Below are 15,792 nucleotides of genomic sequence, written 5' to 3'. Positions count from 1 at the left end.
AATTAAATATTTTTTTGTAATTACGTATATGCCATACAAACACATTCTATACAAACGCTGGAATATCGCCTTACCCATCTGGAGCCTCGTCAGCCCATTGATCGGACTTGTCATCCTGATGCTGGCCGGCGGCATGGACAATCCGTTTTTCTCCGTGCTGATGGCGGTGTCGCTGATCAGTATCGTATTGTCTGCCGTGCACCATGCCGAAGTAGTGGCCCACCGCGTGGGAGAGCCTTATGGCACGCTCATTCTGGCGTTGGCTATTACCGTCATTGAAGTATCGCTGATCGTTTCCCTGATGCTGAGTGAAGGGGCCGAAGGCTCCACGCTGGCCAGAGACACCGTATTTGCCGCCATCATGATCCTGCTGACCGGCATTATCGGCCTCTGTCTGCTCCTTGGCGGCTATCGCTACAAAGAACAAGTGTTTATCAAACAAGGCACCAACGCGGCTCTTACCACCCTAACGGCCATCTCTATACTAACATTGGTACTGCCCAATTATACCACCACTACCCCCGGACCGGTGTATTCCAATAGTCAGCTGCTGTTTGTGGCAATTATTTCCCTCGTCCTGTATGGTGGCTTTGTATCCGTACAAACAGGCCGCCATCGGGATTATTTCCTGCCGGAAGATGAGGGGGAAACACATTCCGCACCGCCCAACAACCTGACCACCACCATCAGCATGTTGTTCCTGCTAATAGCGCTGGTATTGGTAGTCATGCTGTCCAAAAAACTATCGCCCACGATCGAGTCGATGGTGATCAGCATGGGAGCGCCTAAAAGCCTGGTGGGTATTATCATTGCGGCAGTGATCCTGTTACCGGAAGGGCTGGCCGCCATACGGGCGGCACGACGCAACCGGCTGCAGACAAGTCTGAACCTGGCGCTGGGTTCTGCGCTGGCCAGTATCGGGCTTACCATCCCGGCAGTGGCTATCGTGACCGTCTTTGCCGGCTTCAGTGTCACCCTGGGCATAGACACCAAATCGTCGTTGTTGCTGATATTATCCCTGTTTACAATCAGTATTTCCTTTAATGCCGGCCGCACCAATATCCTACAGGGCATTGTGCTGCTGGTGATCCTGGCCACTTATCTGTTTACGACCGTTGTACCGTAATTTTATACCATGAAATATATACTTGCCGACACTAATCCCAAGCTCATTACGGCCTGGCAGGAATTTTTCGCCGATATCCCGGAGGTGAACATTACCGAAGGAGACATCACCCGGCTGAAAGTAGACGCCCTTGTAAGTCCCGCTAACTCTTTTGGTTTTATGGATGGTTCGCTGGACTATGCCATCTCGGAAAGACTCGGCTGGGACCTCGAAAAGCGGCTCCAACAACAAATCAAACAGCTGCCCGAAGGAGAACTGCTGATCGGCACTGCGCTCACACTGGAAACCGGCGACCCCGACATTCCATGGCTGATTTCGGCGCCTACCATGCGTATCCCCACCAACTTTAACATTGATACGTCGATCAATGCCTACCTCGCCATGAAAGCGATCTTACTGCATGCCAACCGGCATCCGGAGATTCAGTCAGTGGCCATTCCCGGTTTATGCACGGGGGTAGGCCGAATGCAGCCCATTATCTGCGCCCGCCAAATGTTCACCGCTTTCGAAGAAATTGTACTCGGAAAAAAACAAGACTTCCTGAACTTCGCAGAAGCCCAGAAATATCACTGGAACATCAACCCGCAGGGAATGATCTGGACACACTGATGCCATGCACCGGAAGTGCCGACCGGCGCGGATTTCCAAAATATATAACTGTGCAGCCTATACGCTGGATGTCAGGCGTCCAGGATGGTCAGCAGCCTGCGGTAGCGTACAAAATAAAATGCCAATGGCAGGTTAAAAGACGCGATCATCAAAAAAAACAAGACTAGTTCAGTTCCGTCAAAAACAGTTATACAAAAGCTGACAGCTACCAGGAGCGGCAGCAGAAAAAAGGACAACAAAGACAGGATAACATTGTTCCTGACAACAGCTAAGTTGTTTAAAAAGATAGTGACAGTAGACAGTGCCATACAGATAACGCAAAAACCGATCAATACATGACCCAAATTACTGTTGCGGACAGCCTCAGACAATACAATCGTCTCGAACCATAACAGTGAAATTACGCCACTACTGATCATTGCCGCAAATGCCGCACTTAAAACCATGCTTCTTAAAGGATGGGCTTCCATGTAACAGGTAGATTAACTGCTTTAAATATAATGAATTAAGATTTTCCTGATTGCGTAATTTTTTTTTCCGATTCAATAAATGCCTGGCCAAAGCAGGTGTTACCTTCATATTCTGGGGATACACCACATCCCCTTGCTTACAACGAGCAATAAATTTTCGTACGAGTAAGGCCGGCCATTTCTGGCTGGCCATTCATGATAGCGGCTTTTTGACGGAGAACTTCAACCGGGATAAGGTAGCAGACGTGGCTGCTTTCCCAACGACCTCTGCCAGCGTTAAACCTGGCCCCCTCCCGAACGTCAAAGAAGTGAACGTAACCATGAGGTCATGAAAAAGTTTGTCGTGATAATATATACCCTGCTGGCTGTTGCTGCAGCCTCACCGCAGGTATCTGCACAGGTAAGCATCGGCGTATCTGTAGGCATCGCGCCACCTGCGATACCGGTCTATACACAGCCTCCCTGCCCCGGCGACGGCTACATGTGGGTTCCCGGCTATTGGGCTTATAACACCCACTACTATTGGGTGCCGGGCATATGGGTAAGGGCGCCTTATGTGGGCGCACTCTGGACGCCGGGCTATTGGGGTTTTATTGGCGGTGTTTACCGCTGGCATGCCGGCTACTGGGGCCCGCACATCGGTTACTATGGCGGTATTAACTATGGTTGTGGCTACTTTGGTACAGGATTCTCCGGCGGTATGTGGAGAGGTAATGCCTTCCATTACAATACAGCCATCACCCGTGTGAATACCACGGTAGTGCACAACACCTATATCAACAGAAGCGTCGTCAACAACAATATCAACCGTACCAGTTATACCCGCAATGTGGTGAACAACAATAATGTGGTAAATAACAATCGCGAAAACATCACCCGAAACAATAACAATACGGTGATCAATAATAACCGGAATAACTTCAACCGTAATAATACCACGGTGAACAACAACCGGGATAATTTCACCAGAAATAATACCATGAATGCCTCCCGCAGCGCCTGGAACGGTAATCATCAGGCAGGCATGAACCGGCCGATGGCCATGGACAGAGGCGCCCGCTCACAAGGCAACTTCACGCGTCAGCCGTCTATCTCCAGAGGAGGCAATTTCCACGGCGGTGGTGGAGGCCACTTTGGCGGCGGCGGACATTTCGGAGGAGGCGGCGGCCACTTCGGAGGTGGTGGAGGCCATGGACGTCACTAGCATTACATTCCTGGCAAGCATAAAATCATAACACCAAAAAAGGGGCTGACCAGTTGGTCAGCCCTGCTTTTCTGTTTTGACCTGTTCACAACCTCGCCATCCTCCGTGCCCGTCACGGTGGAAGGCGGCCCACATCAACAGGATATTTACACCGATAAAGAGTACAATAACAAGTATGGCAGCCACTTTGGAGACACGCGCCAACGCAGGTCTTTTGGAAAAACCACCAAAGATGTAACCGATAATAAATACCATACTCGCCGCAAACAGTATCCTGAAAAGGATAAGAAAAGGAAAAAACATAACATGATTTTTTAAAAGGTTGAATAATCACCTGAACTTGCCCAGCAATGCCTCGTCTTCAGCCTTGCCCCAATGAGGAACTGCTCCTGCTTTATCTTTCGCCAACAGCCCCAGACTCTTCTCTGCTAATTCTTTTGCCAATGGTTTATCGCCACCCCACATTTTAGGTGTATGATATTTCACCCATGCCCGTACATATAAAGCCCGCGGATTGTCCGGCACCAGCTGAAGCGCCTGTTGCAGGTACTTTTCTGATATCATACCGTATTTACGGCCATAAGTCATCGGATTGATGAACACTTTGGTGCGGTTCACCATACTCGCTACCGTCAGTACTTCCGACAACTCCTGCTTTTGTTTGGTGCTGTCCAGCAGCGATTGCGCCCGGCCGATCTGTTCTTCGCCCTTCACACTATAGGGTTCAATTTTATCCCCATCTTCCTGATAGAGGAACCCAATTTTCGCATTGCAGTAAGCGGCATAATACCAGGGTAGCCAGTTATTAGGCTGCTGGCCTGTCAGCGTCACAAACGTTTTTTCCAACGCTTCATAATCTTTGACCGAAGCGGCTCCGTCGAGCTTGTGCACGGCGTCTTCCAGCGACTGTGCCATCGCAAAAACGGAGCAGGACAGCAACAGCCATAAAGAGAGGATTGTTTTTTTCATAATGAGCGAGTTTGTTGTTTATAAATTGTTATTGATAAAATCATCTGTGCGATCGATACCAAGGCTCATAAAGAAGCCGATGAAAAAAGTCCTATTGGCCGGCAATGACACGGCCATCTTATGCTGGCCATCATAGCTGTAGTTGTACCCAAACACCTGCTTAGTCCCCAGCACATTATTTACTCCCACGGCAAAGCCGGAAAAGTCCTTGTGTTTCCAGCGCGGGAACAACGTCATCAGATGGGAGATATGCAGGTTCACAACGTTATAGGGCCTGGTCGTTCCTTCGTCGGCCAACTGCCAGCCATCGCTGTACCGGATGTTGTAGTAAGGCCTTCCCGCAGCCAGCGCGTAAGACACGTTGATACCGGTAGACCAATCCGGGAAAAATTTCTTCACGGCGATCGTCATGGTATGCGGCGCCGCGAAAGGCGGCCGCAGCTCCGTCGGATAGTTCAGGTAATCTCTTTTGGTATCCAGGTACGTATAGGTGATCCAGTAGTCCAGGTTCTTAAACGTCTTTTTATCCCGATAAAACAACTCCACTCCTTTCGCATAGCCGTTACCGGTAGATATGCTCTTTGCATCCGGCGGCAACAGCCGTATCAGATCATTATACTGCTTGTAATAGGCTTCTACCCGGAAGAAACGGTTGTGCGCTCTCCTGGTATAGTTCACCACATAGTGGGCCGCACGGGACAGCGACAAGTCGCGGTTGCGATACAGAAATTCATTTTGTGGCTCCTGATAAAAGAGGCCATAGGCGAAGTTGAGCTGGCTCTCGTCGTTCAGCCGCCAGGCAAGACTGACCCGTGGCGCCAGTGACCACTGCTCCAGCAGGGAAGTATGCTCCAGCCGCAGCCCTACTTTGGCGGCCAGGCTGCCTGTCAGATAAATATCACTCTCCGCAAAAAGGGCCGACAGCTGATCAGTTTGCGCCACGGCGCTGTCCCGGTACACACCGGCATCTTTGGCATAAAAATGTTCGGCGCCAAAACGGACCGCCTGGTCTCCGGACAGGAAGCGGGTAAACACCACCCTGGCCTGCGCAAAATCAGCATGGATATCACTACGGTTATGCTTTAAGGTAAGCGGTACCTCCGGCAGGGTAGCAGGTTTCTCTGCAGCATCTACAAGACTGACAACACGTTTGTCTTTATTATTGCTGTAAGCCAGCCCTGTTTCCATTTTCCAGTCTTGCCCCAGCGCGGTGCGGTAACTCATATTCGTATAAACGTTACTTCCTTTGACCAGGTAACCGGAACGCAGCGCGGCACTGTCTACGTCCTGATTGTACAGTCCTACGGAGCTTTTACTCCATACGGCGTATACCTTGAACATACCGCTACGGCCTGTTTTAATACGGAAATTGGCATTGCCTTCCAGGTACGAAGGACCCTGAAAATAATCGGGCACATGTGGCACCAGGGCATTGTACAACGTCTGATTGGAGTAGTTGAGCCCCACTCCGAAACTGCTGCGGTTGTCTTTTCCCAGCCGCTGCATACCGGCGCCCTGATTGGAAGGAAACACATAAACACTGGCAGAAGATTTCTCCGGAAGGTCCACGCTTTCCAGTATCAGCGCGCTGCTCATGGCTTGTCCATACAGCGCGGAGTAACCGCCGGAGCTGAAAAGAATTCCTTTAAACAGGAAGGGATTGATGCGGGCTCCCTGTGAAATACCCGGCACAGAAGGATAGTTGGGATATTTGAATAAAGTACCGTCAATGAATTGTTTGGTTTCATCGCTGGTACCGCCTCTTACAAACAGTCCTTCTGTTTCCCCGATCTGTTGCACGCCCGGCAATGCACGCAGCGCCTGCGACAGGTCGCCGTTGTTGCCCGCAACGGTAACGGCGTCCATCGGTGTGAGGGAGGCGCCTTTGGCTTTATCGCTGGCTTCAAAAGCGCCGGCGCTGACGGTGACCTGCTTCAGGTTTTTAGGGGTGCCCCGGGGAATAGTATCGGACGCCGCTTTTGCAGCACTGTCTTTCGGCACCTGCTGTGCGTAAACAATGCCCGGCAGGGCCGCTAAAAAAATCCATATCAGGTATCTGGTCATCACCGGAAGTATTATTTACCCACAAAACTAGCAGGTAGCACGACCGGAATTTTGAGGTGTAGACAACACAGGCAATTGTGACGACAAAATGCGGAAGTCCGTTTACATCAGTGTGGAGGGCCTTGTACTAAACGGGTAACATTCTCTTTGAAGAAATCGCTGACAGGTATTTCTTTTTCACCGATACATACCAGATCACGTTTCACGGAGGTGATCTTCTTCACCGCCACCAGATAGGATTTGTGGGTACGAACAAAATCATCGGCAGGTAGTTTCTCTGCGATGGCTTTCATGGTCATGCGTGTAAGAACAGGCCGGGGAGAGGAAGAGAGGTGTATTTTGATATAATCTTTTAATCCTTCGATGTATTCAATATCAGCTACCACAATTTTCACCTGTGCGTATTCCACGTTCACAAAAAAATCGGTGATGGCGCGGGCGGGGGCTGGTGGTTGTTGAAGCCGGAACAAGTCGCTGGCCCGTTGGCAGGCCTTCAGGAAACGTTCAAAGCTAAAGGGTTTCAGCAGGTAATCCACCACCTGAAGATCATAGCCTTCCAGTGCGTATTTTTCATAGGCCGTTACAAGAATTACCAGCGGCGGGCGTTGCAGCGATTGTAACAGCTGCAGGCCACTGAGGCGTGGCATCTGTATATCGAGGAACATCAGGTCTATCTGCTCCCGCTGCATTACTTCCATGGCTTCCATCGCATTTTTGCAGGTGGCTACCAGCTGCAAAAATGGCACCTGACGGATGCTGTCTTCCAGTAGCTCCCGCACCAGATGTTCGTCGTCTACTGCTATGCAACGTATCATATAAGCGTCAACGTTAGGTGAACAAAGAACCGGTTGCCCTCAGTATTGACCACAAGCGTATAATGCCGATGGTATAACAGCTCCAGCCTGGATTTCACGTTTGCCAGCCCTATGCCTGAACTGTCGTCTTTGCTGGTGTCCTGTACCGGATCGAAATGATTTTCCACTTCAAAGGTAAGTACATCTTCCTGAACAGACAGCCGGATACGGATAACAGGCTGCTCTACGCCTGTACCATGCTTAAAAGCATTCTCCACAAAGGGTATCAGCAACATAGGTTCTATCATATAATTTTCCAGAACGGCAGGCGCAGGCAGCTCACTGCGAATGTCCACGTCAGTACCGAAACGCAGCCGCTGCAGCGCAATGTAGCTGTCGAGATAAGCCGCTTCCTTTTGCAGCGATACTTTTGCGCCGCCGGTATTATACAGCATATACCGCATCAGTTCCGACAGCATGATCAACGACGGTTCCAGCTGGTCCGACTTCTTCCGTGCCAGCGATACCATGTTGGTGAGCACGTTAAACAAAAAATGCGGGCTGATCTGTGAGCGGAGAAATTTCAGTTCGGTAGACAGCTGCTCGGCTTGTTTTTCTTTCTGCCGGCGTTCTTCGTATATGCGGTCCAGTATTTTACGGTATAAAATACTGATCACCAGTACCGCCACAGAAGGCCCGAAAACAAAGCGGTAGGCCGCTTTATTGTGCAACAACCCGGGAAACCAGGCAGCCATGATATGATACTTCAGCTGAAAAGAAATAAACAACAGCAGCAATGCTGCCGGGATATACAGCCACCAGTAGCGGCGATTGAGCAGCCGCGGGTACAGGTAAAAAGCATTACCATAAAAAATACCCATATGGATCACACCGGCAATGGTAAAAAAAATGCCGGGAATAGGACCAATACTGTACTGATTTTCGGGAGATGATACGACATACGGCAACAATAACAGCATGCCCCAGATCAGTGCATGCAGTGTGATGTTGATATATTTTGCGGTCAGGATGGCTTTCATGTACAATATAAATATACTGCAAAGCACGCTGCTCCGGGGCAGTTTATCCCCAAAGAAGCGACAACACGGCAAAATGTGCAGACAACACGACTGTTAGCGGTAGGAAATATAGGTGGTCTGACCAGTCACACTTCCACCATTGGTGGTAATTTTTACCGGATACCCCGCTGCGTTGTATTCATAGGTGTATTGCTGTACCAACTCCACCATGTTATCAATCTTCAGCTGCATTTTAATCACGTTATTGGGAGAGATACAATCAGCGAAGCGTTGCAGGGCCGGCAGTATGAGACCATATTTTTTAAACATGGCGTAATAGGGGTTGGGATGGTTGTCGTACTGGTAGGTGACCGTTGCTACCAGATCGGGCACACCGGGTCTTCCAAACAGGTTAGGCTGCGTGGTTACCGCCCGGATGATATTCCCTTTGCCATCGTATTCAAATTTGATCGAAGTGTATACGGCCGTGTTCCACCTGCCGGGAGTAAAGGTGATGGCGCTCAGGCGACCGGCAGACAGGTTATAATCATAACTGCTGAGAACGGTACCGCTGGCAAAACGTTCATCTTTGATGCTACCATCTGTGCCTTTAACATAACTGTACAGGGAATCCGCAATACCGCCCGCACACAGGCCATTGGCCCAGGTGAAAGATGTTTTGTAAACATAACCGGTAATGATATTATTCAGCGTGTCCTTGTGTTCAATACGACTGCCAACAATGCGGCCCTGATCATCATAGGAAAATTTCTCATTGCCCATGGCCACCAGCCGGTCGCCTTCATAGATAAAAGCAGGGATATCCGAAATGGCCGCGATTTTAACATGGTTGTAATTTAATGCCGGATCGTTTCCGGAATCATCTTTGCGGCAGGCGGTCAGGCTCAACACGGCCAAACACAGTACAGTACTGGATAGTTTCATATATACGGGTTACATTTTGCTACGTAATATAGTGCTACATCATCGCTCTGCATAATTCTGCAGCTTTTGTTTTTCTTCGGCAGACAGACTGTTGATACCCTGCTGGTGAATCTTTTCAAGTATGGCATCTATCTCCTGTTGCTGTATCGCCTTCTGCTGATTGTAGCGGTCTTCCATATTCAGGAAACGTTGCGGCCCTGGCGTGTTGCCGGTCAGCACAATATGCGGCTTACGTATCAACAGGTACATGAATACGAGGCAGGGCGATAGTATCGCCAGTATCGGCAGGTAATGCTGCTTCACCGCCATGGGCTCCAGGCATATGGCAAAAACCAACCCGATAAAAGCGCCACCCAGATGCGCTTCATGCCCTACGTTATCATTATTGTTTTTTATCCGGAAGATGGTAAACAACATGTACAATACCCCGTATATCCATGCAGGCAGGTACAACGGGATACCAAAGAAGCCCAGTTCCATATCGGGGAACAGGGCGATACATGCGAAGATAATACCGCATACAGCGCCGGAAGCGCCTACCGCACCATAATCGCCGTGATGCCGGTGGATGAATAGCGACAACAGGTTACCGCCCACCAGACTGCTCACATAAATGAGGATGAAATTTTTAATCCCTAAGACAACTTCCACTTCATAACTGAAGAAACAGAGCGACATCATGTTAAAAAGCAGGTGCATCCAGTCCACATGCAGGAAGCCGGAAGAAACAAGGCGGTAGTATCCTTTGTGGACCAGTATTTCATCTACCACAAAAGCATATTTGTCATAAAAAACGGTGTCTTTAAATCCCTTGTAAGACAACACAAGGTTCAGGATAATGATCACCAGGGCAACAACGCCGATTTCTGTCATGGCTATAGGACATTTAGGGTACAGGATGTAAATGTGAACGGCAGCCGGGAATAGTTTCCGGCTGCCGTTAGTAAAGATAAAAAACTTATTAAATTAAAAAGTAGGGTCGGCTGGTGTATTTGGATTATCATTTCTTTCCACAAAAGGATAAGGGAAGAAATTCCTTTTCCTTTCGGTTGTAGGACGGCCAAAACGCCGCTGGTCTTCAATCTCCTGTCCTGACATGAACATTTCAATATGACGGTGTTTGTAAATCTGCGCCAGCAGGTCCGGTATGGTAGCGGCAGCAACCGGCGGCAGATTCGCCCCGATTCCGAAAGGATCATCCGACGGCTTTTTGGTCACCACCTTGTTCAGCTCCGTAAGACCAGATACCAGGTCGTTGTTCCGTGCATAACATTCTGCCTTGATCAGCGTCACTTCTCCGGGCAGGAACACGGGAATAGACTGGATATTGCTTTTAAAGAATCCGCTCATGACAAATTTCAATCCGGTAGCTTGTCTTGTCATGTAAAAAGGTATCCTGGCATCAGTCGGCGTAGGAGCCAGCGCCACGGGTAGTCCCATCGTGGAGTCCACTACCTGGTAAATATTGCTCGTAGAAGATACGAGGGTAAAGATTGGGTTGGCCACCTGCGGATTGAAGTTGAACGTGCTGATGCCTGCACTGGTCAGGTCCACTTTATTGGCAGCGTCCAGCGCCGCGGCATAGTCGCCGGCATACAGGGCATAACGGGCCTTCAGCGCGTACAGCGTATTGACCACATTGATCCCTTTAGGCAGGAAAGGGGCGATAGAGGGGCTGATCGGGTTGGCAGCAATTGCATTCAACGCATTGTCGATGGTGCGTACCGCCCTTGCATAACCTTGTTTTCCCGGAATAAAACCCACCCGGGTGGTCGCATCCGGGCTGCCGATGGTATCCGGTACCTGCTCCCAGTAATTGGCCTGCACGCCCAGCGCCAGCGCCTTAAAGATAGAAGTATACGCGATCACGCCACTGGCATAACCTTTATCGGTAATCACGGTATTGGTGGCACGCAGTACTTTTTCCGCATCAAAAAGGATTTTGTTGGTATAAGACCACATACCGGTCACCACTACGTTGTTGTTCAATACCGTATTGCCACCGGTGCCCAGCTGCCCTTCATCGGCGTTGCCCGGGTTGGTAACGAATGTTTCTCCGCTCAACAGGCTGCCCGAAGTAATGGTGGTATAAATCAAGCCGGTCCTGTCCTTCACATAGTTGGCCTGCAACCCCACAGCGGCGTCAGTAATGGCCTGCGGGGAGCTGTAAGCCTGGTCCTGGGAAGGACCGGAAGGGTCCTGGTAATCTTTTTTGCAGGCCGCCGCAGACAACAGGAACGTGGCCATGGTCATGTATGTATAGAAAGTAGTTCGTTTCATGATTTGTCTTTTTAGGATTAGAATTTGGCGCGGACGGTCAGGTTATAAGTACGCGGAACAGGTACGGCTCCGAAGTCTATACCACGTAAAACAGTACTTTGTCCTGCGGCGTTCACTTCCGGGTCATAACCCTTGTAGTTGTCCCATGAAATAAGGTTCCGGCCTCCCAGGCTTACGGTCAGGTTCTTCACCGTATTACCTATTTTTCCGAAATCGTAGCTGAAGGCTACTTCACGCAGCTTCACGAAACTGCCGTTGTCTATCCTGAATTCCTGGATGTTATACACACCGGCGATCCAGCCTCTTGGCAGCTGGCCAAGGTCTTCCTGCTCTGCAATCTTACCGTTATCAACGCCCTGGCGGGTCCTGAAATCTGCGTTGAAAACATCCACCCCCTGCACGGCGTCCAGCTGTATATGCAGTCCCAGTTTTTTATAATTTAAGTCGGTAGTGAAAGTACCGGTCCAGTCAGGGTTAGGATCACCGATTTTTTTGTTGAGTGCCGGAGCGGAAGCCAGTGGCAACCCTGTAGCCGGATCACGCTGCGGCTGATAGTCGAACGGCGCTTTCTGGACACCTCTTTCTGTAACCGGGATGCCGGCAGGCGTAGTCAGGATATTGCCGTTGGCGTCGCGGGCATAGAAGGTGCCATAGAAGAAACCAATCGGATAACCAGCAGCAATCGCTACAGGTGCTCCACCTACTGTATTCAGCAGCACGAGCGACTGCCCGATGTCCAACGCTTCATTGCGGTTACGGTTGAAGATAGCGGTAAGGTTCCAGCTGAAATTTTTGGTCTTCACCGGCACCGCATTGAGCACGACTTCTATACCATTGTTCCGCAGGGAACCAATATTGCTCCGTATAAAGTTATAACCATTGGTAGGTGCTACCGCCCGGTCAATCAACAGGTCCTGTACTTTCTTACGGTAGTAGTTCACACTCAGTCCGATACGGTCATCCAGGAAAGACAAGTCTGTACCGAATTCCAGTTCTTTCTGTTTTTCTGGTTTTACATCAGGATCTGTATAGATAAGTTGTCCCTGAAAGCCGGAAGCTCCCACAAAAGCATTTGCCAGGTAAGTATTGTAGCGGGCGTATGGTTGGATACCGGTCATATTACCAGATTCACCGTAGGCAGCACGCAGCTTAAACAGTGTCCACCATTTGGCGACAGCCGATTTAGCCCAGAAATCAGTGCCGGACAATACATAACTGCCACTCAGTTTAGTGTACAGCTGGTTACGTTCATTTTTACCGAATACAGAAGAGCCATCCACACGCAGCGCACCTGTCAGGAACAACTGATTGCGGTATTTGAAGTTCTGCTGGATATATTCACCGGAGATAGAATACTCAGAACGCTGGTCACTGCCGGGAATGGCGGTAGTAGCTTTATCTGCTGTCTGCACAAAGGGCGGCATGCCTCTTCCCTGTTGCACGGAATAGTGCTGCCGGGAGTATTGCACAGAGTATCCTACCTGGGTCACGGATTCGAGATTATCATTGATACGGGCGTTGTAGGTGGCGTTCGCATCATGGTTGATCAGGAAGGACGTGTTGTTACCGGCACTGGCGTAGCCGTTCAGGCTGGGGTCCAGCGCAGTACCGCCACCAAAGAACCCGGTACTCACATTATAGGCAAATGGAGGAATGAAGGTGGTACCGTCCTGATAATAGTTGTCGATGCCCACATGATAATCCAGTGTCAGGTTTTTAGTAGCATTCGCTTTAAAACCCAAACCGGCAATCACACGGCCCACCTGCTGCTGCTGACGGAAATCATCAATGATGGACACCGGGTTCACACGGCCTAGGTTACCTACTTTCATCAGGTTGCCCAGCGCGTCCCTTTTCTGTATGTCGTAGTAGTTACCAAGGATGGTAACGGAGTTCATCGGAGAATAGAAAGTGTTACCATCGGGCTTCTCGTTCGACTTACTGTAAACATAGTTAACAGTTGCGTTCATGGTCAGCCATTTAGTCACTTCCTGGTCCAGGTTCAACCGGAAACTAACGCGGTTGAAGTCAGTATTTTTGATAATACCCTGATTATAGAAGTAACCGGCAGAGGCATAGTATTTCGTTTTATCTTTTCCACCGGCAATGGAAATGTTATTATCGGTGCCCACGCCTGTACGGAATATAAAATCCTGGTAGTCGTAACGTTGTACCGGGAAGGTGCTGACAACAGCCGGCGTCAGGATGTTCTGCGTAGAATCGTTCGGGTTCCCGCCAAACTTAGTGGGAGCACGGTTCACGTCCAGTTTTTTCCGCAGCTCGTTGATGGAGATACCGGTGGAGAAGTTGATCACCGGCGCGCCCGCACTGCCTCTTTTGGTGAAGATCTGCACTACGCCGGAGTTGGCGCGGGAGCCATAGATAGCGGCGGCAGCGGCGCCGTTCAGCACTTCCACCCGTTCAATGTCGTCCGGGTTGATGTCCGCCATACGGTTCTGACCAACATTGCCAACAAAGTTGTTGCCTCCCTGCGTGCTGACACCATAGTTGGGATCGGCATTGGTAACACGGGTGGTAGAGTTATCCACAATTACTCCATCCACGATGTACAACGGCTCGGAAGAACCACCGATCGTACTGATACCTCTCAGTTTTACGGAAATACCGCCGGAAGGATCACCGGAGTTCTGCGTGATCTGCGCACCGGCTGTTTTACCCTGCAACGCTGCCAGCACGTTGCCGGTGGCGCCTTTATTAAGGTCTTCTGCCTTCACGGAGCTGATGTAACTACCTAACTGGCGGCGGGTGGTGCCCTGCGAGGTACCGGTGACCACTATTTCATCCAGTTTGGATACGGAAACACCCATTTTCACATCCCGGGTGATGTTGGAAGTACCAATCGTAACCGGTATTTCCTGCGTGGTAAAACCCACACCGGTAACAGCCAGTACGTAGTTGCCTGCCGGTACGTTGGCCACGAAGCTGTAAAGCCCGTCCACCGTAGTATTGGCGCCTAGTTTGGTGTTTTTGAGCGTAACGGTAATTCCAGGTAAGGGAGTTCCGGTTTCGTCTGTTACCTTACCGGATATTTTCACCTGCGCACTGACGGTGGCGGCCAGGCAGGTCATCAACAGTAAAAGCAGCACACGGCCACCCCCTGTCAATCGCATAAATACACGCGTGATCATAAGTGATTTTTAAATGTTGGTTACTGTTGTTGGTAGCCCTTAAAACAGCCGTATAACAACTGTTGAATGGTTGATTGCTTATTGAATCCTCTTTTTTGTGCCTTTTGAAAATAGAGACCGGAACGGTGTCATACTACCTCACCGGCCATTCCCGAAATTCGTTTCCCACAACGCTTCTTCAAACTTGTTTTTGTCCTGTAAAAACAGCCCGGGAGGGCTATTTGTTGATAAACGTGTTAAATAATAAAAATGATTGTTATAAAATCTTAATTCCTTTACTACTGTAGGGCTGCAGCTTCTTCGATTTTGGCTGCAACTCGGTGATCAATATATCGATGTCCTCTATATTACATACTTTCAGGTGCTCTGCGGTATTCACCTTTTCTGAGATACACAGCGCCGCTACTTTTTTGGCAGTGCTCACCATCGCTTTTTTTACCTGCACCACCTCCCAGTCATTGTCTGTAAGGCCCGCCTGTACGTCGATAGCGTTGACGCCCAGAAAACACAGATCTGCCCGGATGTCCCGGATTTTAGCGATGGCTTCTCCCCCTACCGTGATCTTCGAATTTTTGGCCAGCTTATCACCGATAACGATCACCTCTATATTTGGATGATTGGCATATTCGAAAGCTGCCGGCAAGCTCACGGTGATGAAAGTCGCCCGCAATTCAGGCGGTAATATCCGCGCCAGCTGCAGAATGGTGGTGCCGCCGGTCGTCAGCACAAACATGCCGTCATGTATCAGCCCCACGGCTTTCTGCGCGATCATGCGTTTTTCTTCTATGGCATAAACATCCTGCGCGATCACTCCCTGGTGAAATGAGTTAGACAACCCGCCACCATGTACTTTAAGAATCTTTCCCTCCCGTGCCAGCTCCGCCAGGTCCCGGCGGATCGTATCCTCCGAAACCCCCATCTGCTCGCTCAGATGCGACGACAATACCTTGTTATGTAGGTTGACCTGATGTAAGATATATGCCTGACGTTCCTTTTTCAACATAGGAAGTTAATTCTACCTTAAATTCGGCAAAAAAACGCATTCAAACAAATATAAAAATGCAGTTTCATGCAGATTCCTGCGTAAAACGCTATGCTATCGCGTAATATTTTTTTAAAAAAGTATTTTTTTGGGGCGATGACCACCTGCTGTTGATGGTCTT

At 49.7% G+C, this 15,792-nt stretch carries 14 protein-coding genes; 3 read left to right on the top strand and 11 right to left on the bottom strand.

Features of this window, described 5'->3' with window-relative positions:
- Window positions 1–28 precede the first annotated feature (28 nt).
- The gene (locus ICL55_RS23765) at window positions 29–1,126 is read left to right on the top strand and encodes a calcium:cation antiporter (protein WP_188102139.1); all 1,098 of its coding nucleotides are present in this window, start codon (window positions 29–31) and stop codon (window positions 1,124–1,126) included.
- A 9-nt stretch (window positions 1,127–1,135) separates the two neighbouring features.
- The gene (locus ICL55_RS23760; RefSeq protein WP_188102137.1) at window positions 1,136–1,735 is read left to right on the top strand and encodes a macro domain-containing protein; all 600 of its coding nucleotides are present in this window, start codon (window positions 1,136–1,138) and stop codon (window positions 1,733–1,735) included.
- A 71-nt stretch (window positions 1,736–1,806) separates the two neighbouring features.
- Here ICL55_RS23760 and ICL55_RS35115 read toward each other — a convergent pair whose 3' ends face one another.
- The gene (locus tag ICL55_RS35115; RefSeq protein WP_223151575.1) at window positions 1,807–2,205 is read right to left on the bottom strand and encodes a hypothetical protein; all 399 of its coding nucleotides are present in this window, start codon (window positions 2,203–2,205) and stop codon (window positions 1,807–1,809) included.
- A 328-nt stretch (window positions 2,206–2,533) separates the two neighbouring features.
- On the opposite strand from ICL55_RS35115, the gene ICL55_RS23755 reads away from it, so the two are divergent.
- The gene (locus tag ICL55_RS23755) at window positions 2,534–3,409 is read left to right on the top strand and encodes a YXWGXW repeat-containing protein (RefSeq protein ID WP_188102135.1); all 876 of its coding nucleotides are present in this window, start codon (window positions 2,534–2,536) and stop codon (window positions 3,407–3,409) included.
- A 57-nt stretch (window positions 3,410–3,466) separates the two neighbouring features.
- Here ICL55_RS23755 and ICL55_RS23750 read toward each other — a convergent pair whose 3' ends face one another.
- The 10 genes from ICL55_RS23750 to ICL55_RS23705 all read right to left on the bottom strand — a co-directional run bounded on the left by ICL55_RS23750 (window position 3,467) and on the right by ICL55_RS23705 (window position 15,632).
- Window positions 3,467–3,712 (bottom strand): hypothetical protein, encoded by a 246-nt coding sequence (locus ICL55_RS23750; protein WP_188102133.1) that lies wholly within the window; start codon window positions 3,710–3,712, stop codon window positions 3,467–3,469.
- Window positions 3,713–3,739: 27 nt separating this feature from the next.
- Window positions 3,740–4,378, bottom strand: coding sequence for a hypothetical protein (locus tag ICL55_RS23745; protein WP_188102131.1), 639 nt, complete (start codon window positions 4,376–4,378; stop codon window positions 3,740–3,742).
- 18 nt (window positions 4,379–4,396) lie between these two features.
- On the bottom strand, window positions 4,397–6,442 hold the full coding sequence (locus ICL55_RS23740) for a TonB-dependent receptor plug domain-containing protein (RefSeq protein WP_188102129.1): 2,046 nt from the start codon (window positions 6,440–6,442) through the stop codon (window positions 4,397–4,399).
- Between the two features lie 107 nt (window positions 6,443–6,549).
- Window positions 6,550–7,257: a LytR/AlgR family response regulator transcription factor gene (locus ICL55_RS23735; protein ID WP_188102127.1), complete on the bottom strand. Its 708-nt coding sequence runs from the start codon at window positions 7,255–7,257 to the stop codon at window positions 6,550–6,552.
- On the bottom strand, window positions 7,254–8,276 hold the full coding sequence (locus ICL55_RS23730) for a sensor histidine kinase (protein WP_188102124.1): 1,023 nt from the start codon (window positions 8,274–8,276) through the stop codon (window positions 7,254–7,256). The genes ICL55_RS23735 and ICL55_RS23730 overlap by 4 nt, the downstream gene beginning before the upstream one ends.
- 93 nt (window positions 8,277–8,369) lie before the next feature.
- Window positions 8,370–9,200, bottom strand: a complete 831-nt coding sequence (locus ICL55_RS23725; protein WP_188102122.1) for a hypothetical protein — start codon at window positions 9,198–9,200, stop codon at window positions 8,370–8,372.
- A gap of 39 nt (window positions 9,201–9,239) precedes the next feature.
- The gene (locus ICL55_RS23720; RefSeq protein ID WP_188102115.1) at window positions 9,240–10,073 is read right to left on the bottom strand and encodes a rhomboid family protein; all 834 of its coding nucleotides are present in this window, start codon (window positions 10,071–10,073) and stop codon (window positions 9,240–9,242) included.
- A gap of 93 nt (window positions 10,074–10,166) precedes the next feature.
- Window positions 10,167–11,480 carry a RagB/SusD family nutrient uptake outer membrane protein gene (locus tag ICL55_RS23715; protein WP_188102113.1) on the bottom strand — a complete coding sequence of 438 codons (1,314 nt, stop codon included), beginning with the start codon at window positions 11,478–11,480 and terminating at the stop codon, window positions 10,167–10,169.
- Between the two features lie 17 nt (window positions 11,481–11,497).
- Window positions 11,498–14,629, bottom strand: coding sequence for a SusC/RagA family TonB-linked outer membrane protein (locus ICL55_RS23710; protein WP_188102110.1), 3,132 nt, complete (start codon window positions 14,627–14,629; stop codon window positions 11,498–11,500).
- Window positions 14,630–14,885: 256 nt separating this feature from the next.
- Window positions 14,886–15,632 carry a DeoR/GlpR family DNA-binding transcription regulator gene (locus ICL55_RS23705; protein WP_188102108.1) on the bottom strand — a complete coding sequence of 249 codons (747 nt, stop codon included), beginning with the start codon at window positions 15,630–15,632 and terminating at the stop codon, window positions 14,886–14,888.
- Between the last annotated feature and the right edge of the window lie 160 nt (window positions 15,633–15,792).

The sequence above is a fragment of the Chitinophaga varians genome, from assembly GCF_014529945.1.
GTDB lineage: Bacteria > Bacteroidota > Bacteroidia > Chitinophagales > Chitinophagaceae > Chitinophaga > Chitinophaga varians.
Note: the sequence above shows the minus strand (reverse complement) of the source record. Positions and strands in the feature narration are given on the sequence as shown.

Bases quoted from the DNA above. Each gene is read 5' to 3' on its own strand.
- ICL55_RS23765 (WP_188102139.1), top strand. From the start codon at position 29: ATGCCATACAAACACATTCTATACAAACGCTGGAATATCGCCTTACCC.
- ICL55_RS23760 (WP_188102137.1), top strand. From the start codon at position 1,136: ATGAAATATATACTTGCCGACACTAATCCCAAGCTCATTACGGCCTGG.
- ICL55_RS35115 (WP_223151575.1), bottom strand. From the start codon at position 2,205: ATGGAAGCCCATCCTTTAAGAAGCATGGTTTTAAGTGCGGCATTTGCG.
- ICL55_RS23755 (WP_188102135.1), top strand. From the start codon at position 2,534: ATGAAAAAGTTTGTCGTGATAATATATACCCTGCTGGCTGTTGCTGCA.
- ICL55_RS23750 (WP_188102133.1), bottom strand. From the start codon at position 3,712: ATGTTTTTTCCTTTTCTTATCCTTTTCAGGATACTGTTTGCGGCGAGT.
- ICL55_RS23745 (WP_188102131.1), bottom strand. From the start codon at position 4,378: ATGAAAAAAACAATCCTCTCTTTATGGCTGTTGCTGTCCTGCTCCGTT.
- ICL55_RS23740 (WP_188102129.1), bottom strand. From the start codon at position 6,442: ATGACCAGATACCTGATATGGATTTTTTTAGCGGCCCTGCCGGGCATT.
- ICL55_RS23735 (WP_188102127.1), bottom strand. From the start codon at position 7,257: ATGATACGTTGCATAGCAGTAGACGACGAACATCTGGTGCGGGAGCTA.
- ICL55_RS23730 (WP_188102124.1), bottom strand. From the start codon at position 8,276: ATGAAAGCCATCCTGACCGCAAAATATATCAACATCACACTGCATGCA.
- ICL55_RS23725 (WP_188102122.1), bottom strand. From the start codon at position 9,200: ATGAAACTATCCAGTACTGTACTGTGTTTGGCCGTGTTGAGCCTGACC.
- ICL55_RS23720 (WP_188102115.1), bottom strand. From the start codon at position 10,073: ATGACAGAAATCGGCGTTGTTGCCCTGGTGATCATTATCCTGAACCTT.
- ICL55_RS23715 (WP_188102113.1), bottom strand. From the start codon at position 11,480: ATGAAACGAACTACTTTCTATACATACATGACCATGGCCACGTTCCTG.
- ICL55_RS23710 (WP_188102110.1), bottom strand. From the start codon at position 14,629: ATGATCACGCGTGTATTTATGCGATTGACAGGGGGTGGCCGTGTGCTG.
- ICL55_RS23705 (WP_188102108.1), bottom strand. From the start codon at position 15,632: ATGTTGAAAAAGGAACGTCAGGCATATATCTTACATCAGGTCAACCTA.